Annotated in this window: 9 protein-coding genes; 3 read left to right on the top strand and 6 right to left on the bottom strand. The window is 35.2% G+C overall.

Annotated features, from left to right (window positions below):
- Window positions 1–114: 114 nt before the first annotated feature.
- Both HF990_RS10720 and plsY read right to left on the bottom strand, forming a co-directional pair.
- Entirely contained in the window at window positions 115–411 is a 297-nt protein-coding gene (locus HF990_RS10720) for a HesB/YadR/YfhF family protein (protein ID WP_168412573.1), read from the bottom strand.
- Between the two features lie 25 nt (window positions 412–436).
- Entirely contained in the window at window positions 437–1,039 is a 603-nt protein-coding gene (gene plsY, locus HF990_RS10715; RefSeq protein WP_168412572.1) for a glycerol-3-phosphate 1-O-acyltransferase PlsY, read from the bottom strand.
- A 413-nt stretch (window positions 1,040–1,452) separates the two neighbouring features.
- On the opposite strand from plsY, the gene parE reads away from it, so the two are divergent.
- From parE to HF990_RS10700, 3 genes are all read left to right on the top strand, one after another.
- Window positions 1,453–3,426, top strand: a complete 1,974-nt coding sequence (gene parE / locus HF990_RS10710; RefSeq protein WP_168412571.1) for a DNA topoisomerase IV subunit B — start codon at window positions 1,453–1,455, stop codon at window positions 3,424–3,426.
- On the top strand, window positions 3,426–5,876 hold the full coding sequence (gene parC / locus HF990_RS10705; protein WP_168412570.1) for a DNA topoisomerase IV subunit A: 2,451 nt from the start codon (window positions 3,426–3,428) through the stop codon (window positions 5,874–5,876). The genes parE and parC overlap by 1 nt, the downstream gene beginning before the upstream one ends.
- 115 nt (window positions 5,877–5,991) lie before the next feature.
- Window positions 5,992–6,894 (top strand): DMT family transporter, encoded by a 903-nt coding sequence (locus HF990_RS10700; protein ID WP_016838101.1) that lies wholly within the window; start codon window positions 5,992–5,994, stop codon window positions 6,892–6,894.
- Window positions 6,895–7,016: 122 nt separating this feature from the next.
- Here HF990_RS10700 and HF990_RS10695 read toward each other — a convergent pair whose 3' ends face one another.
- From HF990_RS10695 to HF990_RS10680, 4 genes are all read right to left on the bottom strand, one after another.
- Complete coding sequence (locus HF990_RS10695) at window positions 7,017–8,216, bottom strand: branched-chain amino acid ABC transporter substrate-binding protein (RefSeq protein WP_168412569.1); 1,200 nt, start codon at window positions 8,214–8,216, stop codon at window positions 7,017–7,019.
- A gap of 232 nt (window positions 8,217–8,448) precedes the next feature.
- Complete coding sequence (locus HF990_RS10690; RefSeq protein ID WP_168412568.1) at window positions 8,449–9,993, bottom strand: solute symporter family protein; 1,545 nt, start codon at window positions 9,991–9,993, stop codon at window positions 8,449–8,451.
- Window positions 9,990–10,316, bottom strand: a complete 327-nt coding sequence (locus HF990_RS10685) for a DUF485 domain-containing protein (protein WP_016838104.1) — start codon at window positions 10,314–10,316, stop codon at window positions 9,990–9,992. The genes HF990_RS10690 and HF990_RS10685 overlap by 4 nt, the downstream gene beginning before the upstream one ends.
- 1,176 nt (window positions 10,317–11,492) lie before the next feature.
- Complete coding sequence (locus tag HF990_RS10680) at window positions 11,493–11,861, bottom strand: helix-turn-helix transcriptional regulator (RefSeq protein WP_168412567.1); 369 nt, start codon at window positions 11,859–11,861, stop codon at window positions 11,493–11,495.
- Window positions 11,862–12,039 lie beyond the last annotated feature (178 nt).

Genomic DNA, 12,039 nt, shown 5'->3' with positions numbered 1-12,039 from the left:
GAGAACAGCTATTCACGGAAGTTATAAAGACTTGCGTCAATCATCTTAATTGAACCGCCGTATACGGAACCGTACGTACGGTGGTGTGAGAGGACGGGAGTTAATCGCTCCCTCCTACTCGATTTTTTTATAGTCGTAAATTAATTCATCCGTTTTTGAATCAATAGAAACATATAAGTCATGATTATTGAAAAACCATTCATCATCTTTTTCAACATAAAAATGGATGCCATCTACAACCGTTTCAACCCCAATATTATGAGGCTTTTCACGGTTCATTCCTAAAGAAAAAGCTTCATGGAAAGGGGAAGAACCACCGTAACGAGCGTAAAACCTTATGTAATCACCTGATTCTACTTCCATCTCTTCTTTGAACCAAGCCAACGCTTCATCCGAAATAATAATTTTCATTTACGCCAAATCCTTTCGAAAAACATTATAACCACTTAACTTTCGGTTCCGTACCTTCTTTGATGCGTTTGATATTGGATTTATGTCGATAAAATATAAAAGTAGCTAAAATCAATACTAAGATAAATAAAGCGTAATCACCAGTAAGTAACCAGTAAATAATGCTATAAATCACGGCTATGACAGATACAACCATTGACGATAAACTAACAATTTTCGTCAGTTTTAAACTGATGAAGAAGCCGATGATTAAAATTATAAAAAACGGCCATGAATAACCTAACAATACACCGCCTGATGTTGCCACAGCTTTTCCGCCACGAAAACCTGCAAAGATTGGGAACATATGTCCAACCGCGGCTATTGCTCCTAAAATAAGAGGATGTACTATCGTATCACTGAAAAACGGAAATATTGGTAGTATCGTTGCTACTGTACCTTTTAAAATATCCATGATGGTAACAACCATTCCAGCTTTTTTTCCTAATACGCGGAATGTATTTGTAGCACCTAAGTTACCACTTCCAAATTCTCGAATATCCGTTTTATAAAAAATTTTTCCAATCCATAATCCAGACGGAATCGAACCGATTAAATACGCACAAATGACTGCTATTACATTAATCATACCAAGATTCCTTTCAAAATAAACGTTTTACTATTAGCGATAATCATTTTACACTTTTTCTCTTATAAGAGAAAGGTCATTTTCGCTTTTTTCTATTATTCGCGAAAAAATATAGTACAGTGGAAGGAAATCATATGTTTAATCGTGAATCAAAGAAATGTCTTCATTTATTATATATGTTATCCTTTGTAAAATAAATAAAGCGATTGTGTTGGCAAGTATATTTATTAGGCAATCTTTTATTTTTAAGATGAAAACAGTACAAAGTACACTTTATGAAAAATTTTCTTTTTTCTTTTCAAAAATTTGTTAAAATGAAAAGGATGCTCGAATGTACTAGTGATTGACAGATGGAACGATTCTCTGTACGATTAGTGATACAGAACGGATGTTTGTATTTGGAGGGATTTAATTTGGCAATAAATCAAACAGGGATCACATATGATGCCGATGCCATTCAAGTATTAGAAGGCTTGGATGCTGTACGGAAACGTCCAGGGATGTATATTGGATCCACTGACAGCCGAGGTCTTCATCACTTAGTTTATGAAATTGTAGATAATGCAGTGGATGAAGCCCTTGCTGGATTTGGTTCACATATCATCGTCAAAATCCATAAAGATCATTCCATTAGCGTTCGAGACTACGGTCGTGGAATGCCAACAGGAATGCATAAATTAGGTAAACCAACACCTGAAATAATATTCACTGTGCTTCATGCTGGTGGAAAATTTGGTCAGGGTGGATATAAAACAAGCGGTGGTCTACACGGTGTGGGATCATCCGTTGTAAATGCTCTATCTAAGTTTCTTGAAGTAACGATTTATCGTGATGGTCAAATTCATCGCCAACGCTTTGAAAATGGTGGAAAACCGGTAACAACCCTTGAATTAATTGGGACGACAAAAGAAACTGGAACACTCGTTCACTTTTTACCGGATGATACGATATTTTCCACAACAAAATTTAATTATGATACATTAGCTGAACGATTACGTGAATCAGCTTTTCTCTTAAAAGGTTTGACAATTGAACTGATTGATGAAAGGGAAGAAGGAAAGCGGGAAGTATTTTGCTATGAAAACGGAATTCAAGCATTTGTTGAATATTTAAATGAAGAAAAAGATGTCATCCATCCAGTAAAATATGTGGAAGGCACTCATGATGATATAGAAGTAGAATTTGCCTTCCAATTTAATGATGGGTATTCCGAAACTATTCTTTCCTTCGTCAATAATGTTCGTACTCGAGATGGCGGGACTCATGAAACTGGTGCCAAGTCTGCATTAACTCGTATCTTTAATGAGTACGCACGAAAAGTCGGTTTATTAAAAGAAAAAGATAAAAACCTTGAAGGTACCGATATAAGAGAGGGACTTTCCGCCATCATTTCCGTTCGAATTCCAGAAAGGTTATTACAATTTGAGGGCCAAACAAAAAGTAAACTCGGAACTCCCGAAGCCCGCACTGCTGTAGAATCTGTTTTATCAGAAAAATTGTTATATATTTTAGAAGAAAATGCAGAATTATCCGCATCTCTTGTTCGGAAAGCAATTCGAGCTGGACAGGCAAGGGAAGCAGCGAGAAAAGCTAGGGAAGAAGCACGAAACGGTAAAAAGGGCAAAAAAGCTAAAACAATTCTTTCTGGGAAGTTAACACCTGCCCAATCTCGCAATCCCGAAAAAAATGAATTATACCTCGTGGAAGGTGATTCTGCAGGGGGATCTGCAAAACAAGGTCGCGATCGCAGGTTCCAAGCGATATTGCCACTCCGCGGTAAAGTTATTAATACAGAAAAAGCAAAACTTACGGACATTATGAAAAATGAGGAGATTGCTACCATTATTCATACAATCGGAGCCGGAGTAGGTCCTGATTTTAATTTAGAGGATGTGGCTTACGATAAAATTATTATAATGACCGATGCAGATACTGACGGTGCCCATATCCAAGTTCTTCTACTAACATTTTTCTATCGTTACATGCGCCCATTAATTGAAGCTGGAAAAGTCTATTTAGCTTTACCACCGCTTTACAAAGTGTCAAAAGGCAGTGGTAAAAACGAAGTTGTTGAATATGCTTGGACTGAAAATGAATTACAAGAAAAAATTAAAAAAGTAGGGAAGGGCTATGTTATCCAACGCTATAAAGGTCTAGGCGAAATGAATGCGGACCAATTATGGGATACGACGATGAATCCTGAAACGAGAACACTGATTCGTGTAACGATTGAAGATGGCGCCCGTGCAGAACGTCGCGTTACAACTTTAATGGGGGATAAAGTCGAACCTCGCCGTAAATGGATAGAATCAAATGTTGATTTTGGTATGGAAGAAGATACAAATACTTTCGTAACCGATTTCATCCAACATAAGGAGGAAGAATAATGGCGTCAACCGAACGATTTCATGAATTAACTTTAGAAGACGTGATTGGCGATCGTTTTAGTCGCTACAGTAAATACATTATTCAAGACCGAGCGATTCCCGACGCTCGAGATGGATTAAAACCTGTGCAACGTAGAATTCTTTATGCGATGTATAGGGAAGGGAACACCCATGAAAAACCATTCCGAAAATCTGCGAAAACAGTCGGTAATGTTATTGGTAACTACCATCCTCATGGGGATTCATCCGTATATGAAGCAATGGTACGACTTAGCCAAGATTGGAAAGCTCGCTATCCGTTAATTGAAATGCATGGAAATAACGGTTCGGTTGATGGTGACCCCCCAGCAGCAATGCGTTATACGGAAGCGCGCCTTTCCGTTGTAGCTGCAGAAATGCTAAAAGATATTGATAAACAAACAGTCGATTTCGTTCCAAACTTTGATGACCAAGACACTGAACCGACTGTGCTTCCTGCTAAACTTCCTAACTTACTTGTAAACGGTGCTACTGGTATTTCTGCAGGTTACGCAACAGATATACCACCTCACAACTTGTCAGAAGTATTAGATGGAATATTGATGCGTCTAGACCATCCAAATTGTACTGTAGATGATTTAATGACAGTTATAAAGGGGCCTGATTTTCCTACTGGTGCAATCATAGAAGGGATTGATGGCATTAAAAAAGCCTATGAAACAGGCAAAGGAAAAATTATTATTCGCTCCAAAGCAACAATAGAACCCATTAAAGGTGGAAAAGAGCAAATTGTCATCACTGAAATCCCTTATGATGTGAATAAAGCACAACTTGTAAAGAAAATTGATGAAATGCGTTTTGACAAGCGTTTAGAGGGGATTGCTGACATTCGAGATGAATCTGACCGAACAGCAGGACTCCGAATTGTTATTGAATTAAAGAAAGATATTGATGGAGAAGCCATTTTAAACTATCTATATAAAAACACAGACTTACAAATCACATATAACTTTAATATGATTGCTATTCATAATCGGCGTCCAACAATGATGACACTTCCATTAATGCTAGATGCATATATCGATCATCAAAAGGATGTTGTAACAAGAAGGACGAAATTTGACCTTCAAAAAGCAAAAGATCGATTACATATCGTTGAAGGTTTGATAAAAGCTTTATCCATTTTAGATGACGTCATTCAAACAATTCGTTCTTCTAAAGATAAACGAGATGCAAAAAACAATTTGCAATCGAAATTCCAATTTACTGAAGCACAAGCAGAAGCAATTGTTAACTTGCAATTATATCGTTTAACAAATACAGATATTACGCAGCTCCAAAAAGAGCATGAAGAATTACAAAAAACAACAGAAAAACTATCGAAAATATTAAGTAGTGAAAAAGAATTAATTAAGGTCATTAAAAAAGAAATCCAAGAATTGCGTAAAAAGTTTGACGAGCCTCGACGTTCCACTATCCAAGCTGAAATTAAAGAAATCAAATTGTCTCTAGACGTTTTAGTGCCAAGCGAAGATGTTGTCGTGACTGTTACAAAAGATGGTTATGTAAAACGGACAAGTCTACGATCTTATGCAGCGTCAAGCCCGGAAGATATTGCAATGAAAGAATCGGATTATTTACTATTTGAAGAGACATTGAATACTCAACATTACCTATTAATTTTCACGAATAAAGGTAACTACATTTATCAACCAGTTCATGAATTGCCGGATATTCGTTGGAAAGATTTAGGTCAACATATTTCAAGTATTGTTCCGATTGAAGAAGGCGAAAAAGTAATAGGTGCTATTGGCGTTGAAAACTTTGATGATGAAAACTTACATGTATTAACGGCATCAAAACAAGGACAAGTGAAGCGTTCGAGTCTAGCTGAATATCAAGTATCTCGATACTCCAAACCAATTAAGTCAATGAACCTAAAAAATGACGATGAAATGATTTATGCAAACCTTGTATCTTCCGATAAGGATGTTATCCTAACATCATATTTAAGCTATACAGTACGATTTAACATGGAAGAAATACCGATTACGGGTGTCAAAACAGGTGGGGTTAAAGGCATCAATTTAAAAGATGATGATATATTAGCCGCAGTTAATGTAATTGAAAAAGATGCTAAACAAGATGTACTTGTCGTTACCCATCGAGGTGCAATCAAACGGATGAGTATTTCCGAAATCGAACGAACAGGCCGAGCTAAACGTGGTCTTGTCATATTGAAAGAATTAAAAACAAATCCTCACCGTATCTTTAACGTTTTGGTTGTTAATGAAGAAGATTCGGTACTTGTAGTAACGAAAAAACAAGTACAAGAGAAATTTGCAATTTCTGAACTCACTAAAGCAGATCGTTATTCAAATGGTTCATTGAAATTCGATATAAACAACGATGGTGAATTATTATTTGTAAAAATTCTCAAACCTATTCAAGAAGTTATAAAGGATTTATAATCAATAAGAACATAATATTGTGGATGACTCTATTATGGAGTTGTCCACTTTTAAATTGAAAAAATTTCGAAAACGGTTTACTATTGTTATCATCGTTTATTTTGGGGGAATCATTATGGGGAAATTAGTGTTATCCATTGAACATCGTTCGAAAGGAATGGCGTTAGTAATTCTTGCTGCATTGTTTTGGGGAATATCCGGTACTGTTTCCCAATATATGTTTCAACATTTACATATCAACACAGAATGGTTTACAACTGTTCGGTTACTACTTGCTGGATTGTTATTATTAATCATTGCTTATAATAAAGAAGGAAAACATATTTTTGACATATGGAAACAAAAAAATGACGCCATTCCATTAGTCATTTTCGGAATATTTGGTATGATCGGTGTTCAATATACATACTTAGCTGCTATCAAACACGGAAACGCGGCAACAGCAACGGTTTTACAATACTTAGGTCCAGGATTAGTGACAATGTATTATCTTATTATTGCCAAACGTCTACCGACATTAAAAGAACTGATTGCAGTTTTTTCAGCACTTTTTGGAACTTTTTTGCTTGTCACTCACGGAAACATTCAGACATTAACGATTTCAAAAGAAGCTTTTTTATGGGGAATTCTGTCTGCCCTTGGTTTAGCATTTTACACGATTTATCCAATTAAATTATTAAAAAAATGGGGATCCTTTATTACCATTGGCTGGGGAATGTTAATAGGTGGAATCGTTTTTAGCATTATAAGAGCTCCTTGGCAATTTGAAGGGCAATGGCATATTGAGGCAAACTTTGCTTTCTTATTTGTCGTTGTTTGCGGAACCGTTCTTTCATTTTATTTTTATTTAGATAGCTTAAAATATTTAAGCGCTTCTGAAACAAGTTTACTAGCTTGTTTTGAACCATTATCCGCAACATTAACATCTGTAGCATTCTTAGGGGTTGCTTTTGGATGGATTGATTGGATTGGATCATTATGCATTTTACTAACAATAGTTATTTTATCGAGAGAGTAGGGAAGGGAACCTTCGAATTAAATAAAATGATAAAAAGAGGAAAGCTCATCTGCCTTCCTCTTTTTGTTTTGAGTAAAATGCATTGTTTATTTTTCTAATTGGTTTTGTTGTTAAAAGTCTTTTTATTGGCTTATTTCACCAACAAATGTGGCTGGATAAGTTGCTTCATCAAATTTATAAAGATACAATTTTGCGTTGATATTATCGCCTTTTTCATCAAAAGAAACGTCTGTTAAAACGCCTTTATAATCTTTGACGGATCGAACTGCTTCTGCTACTTCTTTTCTAGATGGTAACTCACCGTTATTGGCATGAATGGCTTTTTCTAATCCTTGTAAAAATACTCCCATCGCATCGTAAGCATATGCAGAATACGGCTCGATATCTTTATTAAATTTCGCCTTATAATTTTCAATAAACTGTTTACCTTCTGTTGTAGAGCTCGCATCTCCAGCAATATTTGTAATATACACATTTTTCACTGTTTCACCTGCAATATCGACAAGGGCTGAGGAATAGAGCGCATCTCCACCCATAATTGGAATTGTTATGCCTTTCTCACGTGCCTGTTTTATAAGAATTCCACCTTCGCCAAAAATACCTCCAAAGTAAATTAAATCAGGCTTTTTATTTAACACTAAGTTTAATACGCCATTGAAATCTTTTTCGCCAACAGTAATTCCCTCATACCCTACAATCTCAGCACCTAGATTTTCAGCTTCCTCTACAAAGGCGTCTGCCAATCCTGTACCATATGTTGTTTTATCTTGAATAACAAAAATCTTTTTTGCTCCCAATTCATTCACCGCATATCTTGCTCCTGCAGGCCCTTGATGATCATCTCTTGCAACGATGCGATTAACTGTTGTCAGCCCCCGATCTGTCACTTCTGTTGCTGTACTTGCAGGGTTGACCATTGTAACATAATACTTTTCATATATTTCGGAAGCCGCAATCGATACGCCAGAGTTATAATGACCGATAACGCCGTAAATAGATTCATCTGCTCCAATCAAATTGGCATTGGATACGCCTTTTTTTGGATCTGCCTGATCATCGTATGGTTCCAATTGTAATGTAAAACCCATTTCCTCAAACTTCGCTAATTCTTCCTCTAATTTCATTTGAGCGCCTAATTTGATGGCTTCACCAATGATAGCATTACTACCAGACATTGGTGCATGAGCAGCAATTTTGATGACTTTAGAATTTGTTGAATTGGAAGTGTTATTAGAAGTATTCGATGTGCTGGTAGAACAGCCTGCTAGTATTCCGATTAAGAAAAGCAAAGTTAAAATAATAATGGTAGTTTTCTTCAACATTACATCCCTCCAAACCCGTCATGTTCCACTGCATACCAATTAAAGTTATTAAAGCTTTATGTGACAGATTTGTGATATATACCATCTAGCAATAAAAAAATAAAAATATTTCTACTATAATAAGAATTAAATAGAGAATAACAATTGGAGAAAAGAGTAGGGGAGTAATGGATAAAAGATGTGCAATTAAAAAATCCTTGAGTTATGAAACTCAAGGATCAAAGGGTTAGAATTAGTGAGAGACTTTATTAACGGAAATACCAGTTTGTGCGCGAACTTCAACTTCGCTATATTTTGCATAATCCGTTTCTTTAGATAAAATAGTTCCAATCCAACCGCAAATGAAACCAACTGGAACAGAAATAATTGCTGGGTTTGTTAAAGATACTAATGGCGTACCTACGAAAATCGCTTTACCTGGTTCTGGATTCCATACGTTTGGTGAAACTGCCACAAGAACTAAAGCAGTAATTAATCCACCAATGATAGCCCATACAGCACCATTAGAATTGAATCGTTTCCAGTAAATTGTGTAAATGATTACTGGTAAATTAGCAGATGCAGCAATACAGAATGCTAATGATACCAAGAACGCAACGTTAAGCGTTTGAGCTCCTAATGCAAGTAAAATAGAAATAACAGAAATGACTAATGAACCAATACGAGCAGCAATAACTTGCTCTTTTTCAGTAATTTTGCCTTTTTTAACAATTTGACCATAAATGTCATGAGATAGGGCAGAAGCACCTGAAAGTACTAGTCCTGCAACTACCGCCAAGATTGTTGCGAATGCAACCGCAGAAACGAATGCGAATAGAATGTCTCCACCCAATTCTTCTGCAAGCAACGGTGCAGCCATGTTACCAGCTGGGTTTGCTGCAACAATCGTTTCTTTACCAACAAATGCAGCTGCTCCGAATCCTAAGAAGATTGTCAATACATAGAAAATACCAACAATCCAAGTAGCCCAGATAACTGATGAACGAGCAGTTTGCGCATCTTTAACTGTGAAGAAGCGCATCAAAATGTGCGGTAGACCAGCAGTACCCAACACTAATGCCAATAATGTGGAAATCGTATTGATTCCGTTCTTATAAAGCAATCCAGGATTTAGATACGCTTCTCCTGCATCAGTTGCAGTTGCCATTTCCGAGAACATTCTGATAATACTGAAATCAAATTTCAATAATACAAGAATCGAAATAATAGCAGTACCAAACATCAATAGAACAGCTTTAATGATTTGTACCCATGAAGTAGCAGTCATTCCACCGAACAATACGTAAATTGTCATCATGACACCTACGATTAGAACAGCTGCCCAATAAGGAATACCGAATAATAACTGAATAAGTGCTCCTGCACCAACCAGCTGTGCAATCATGTAGAATAAAACGATTACAATTGTACTTAAAGCAGCAGCTCCACGAACTTTGGCCATTTCGAAACGAGCTGTGATCATATCGGCCAATGTGAATTTACCAAGGTTACGAAGTGGCTCGGCAACGATATATAATACAACCAAGTAAGCTACTAGATAACCGATAGAGAAGTAGAAGCCATCATAACCGTATAATGCAACAGAACCTGCAATCCCTAAGAATGATGCAGCAGATAAATAATCCCCCGAGATAGCTAGTCCGTTTTGCCAACCTTTAAGGCCGCCGCCAGCAGTATAGAAATCACTTGCAGTGCTGGTTCTTTTAGAAGCCCAATAAGTAATATACAAAGTAACAGCAACAATAGCTAAGAACATGACTATAGAAGGAAGACTCATTGACCAGCACCTCTTTCGTATTCATCAATAATTTCTCTTGCTTCTTTATCAAATTTGTTCGCTCTTCCCACATAGAAGTGTGCCAGTCCCCAAACCATTATAAAGAGACCAAATGAATAGAACCATACCCACGTAATTTCTCCAATTGCTTTTTGATGCAAAATTTCTGTGTACGATGTTAAAACTGGAAGAAGCATGTATAAGACAAAGAAAATTACTGCCATCGTCCAGAGAAATGAGTTTTTCTTTCTAGATAACTGTCTGAACGATTCCATTTTGGCGATTCTTTCGTAATCAATTTGCTTTCCGCTATCTTTCGCCATAAACATACCCCCTTATTTTTGATTTTTTTTGCTGCTTTGTGTGCGCAAAATTCTTTTTTAAGAATTTTACAATTTTAATTTTATTTAACAGTTCAAAAAATTGCAACAACTTTTTTCTATAAATATTCCAATTTTTTTTAGTAAAAAACAAGATTAAAAGAGAAATTTTTTTCAAAAGTTAAGAAATACGCAGTATGTTAGAACTATTTATTTGACAATTAATTTACATATTTTCGGGATATTATAACAATGAAGGATAATGAAAAAAAACAAAAAATAGAAAAAAGGGAAAAAAAGTTAGGAACAATGACCGAAGAAATTGGTGTGAATAGAAGTTAATAATTATTGAAGGAATAACAATTATAGGAAAGTACAAGATCAACATATGTGAAATAATGATGATCCTATAAATAGTTATGTATAACTGAAACATTTTATTAATTTAACAGTTCATATTATTAAATTTTTATTAATTTAAACTAATAAATCGGTAAAATAAATACAGTTATTTCAATTCTGTCTCACTATTACAAGTATTCTTATATTTTGAGATTTAACTTCCGATAAGATATATTATGTAAACTAAAAACAGAAATAAAAAATTAGTTTATTTTCATTCCATAAAATATGAATTCTTTCCCACCCATTGAATAATCAATAAATGGTTGAGTATCAATTTGTTGGTTTCAAAAGTTTAAGAAGAATCATTAATAAAAGTTTTATCTAAATTGACTTGCCTCATGTATTTTTGCAAGTATTTTTTAATTACGGTTCACTTCATTGATTTACACATGAATCATCCTCATTAACTTTTGATGTTTTAGTCCAATTAACCGTAAATATAAGTGATTTCCCAACAACAATCTTTACTTATCAAAACTAAAATTGATATGTTTGAACACCTATATATTATAAGTAGAAAATTTATTATCTCGAGAAATGCTACTGAGGGTTTGATCGTTCCATTGGCAGCAAAATATACTCCATCTCCATATTTTATTTCGTTTTAAGTTGCTCTCGCTCTTTTCAGCAATCACTATTATATACGGTTGTTCCGTATATCATAAACAATTCTAAAATCAGACATTTCATTCATCGGAGATTTGCTTGGACTAAAATAAGTAATAGAGGATGGGTTATCAAATAATACATAATGTAAGATACAGATTTTTCTATTTAACCTCTCTTCTGGGAATAATTATCTTTTAGAGCCCTATTTAGTAGTGCAATTGAACGGTCGATATCAGCTTTAATCGTATCTTTATAGGCTTTTACCTTCTCTTTGTCTCCCAGCCTATAAATATAAATCGTCTGCATTTCTGTTCCTTCTTTTGTTATTGGCTCCCTAACAACATAGCCCTCTTTTAACAACTCATGCAAGGACTTATAAATTTCAGATTTTGTTGGTTTATAACCGAGATCTTTAAAATGATTTTGTAATTCTTCTAATATTTGAAGTCCATAAAGTCTTCCCTTCTCTGCTGCATGAAGCATATAAAGTTTTAAGTAAGCTCTTTGTTTAATGACAAATGTACTTTTCCCCATTTTATCCCTCCATAATAGCTGTACGTGTTTTTACTAGATTTTAATAAATCGTTCGGAGCGAGTGTTTTCAATAAATAAAGGATTTTTTAGAACCATCCTCTATAAGAATATAATAAACGAGTTTATTGATAAAAGTAATATGGCCTGACGAACTTTTTGTCAGGCCAAACCACTTATT

This window comes from Ureibacillus thermosphaericus, assembly GCF_012396605.1.
Classification (GTDB): domain Bacteria; phylum Bacillota; class Bacilli; order Bacillales_A; family Planococcaceae; genus Ureibacillus; species Ureibacillus thermosphaericus.
Note: the sequence above shows the minus strand (reverse complement) of the source record. Positions and strands in the feature narration are given on the sequence as shown.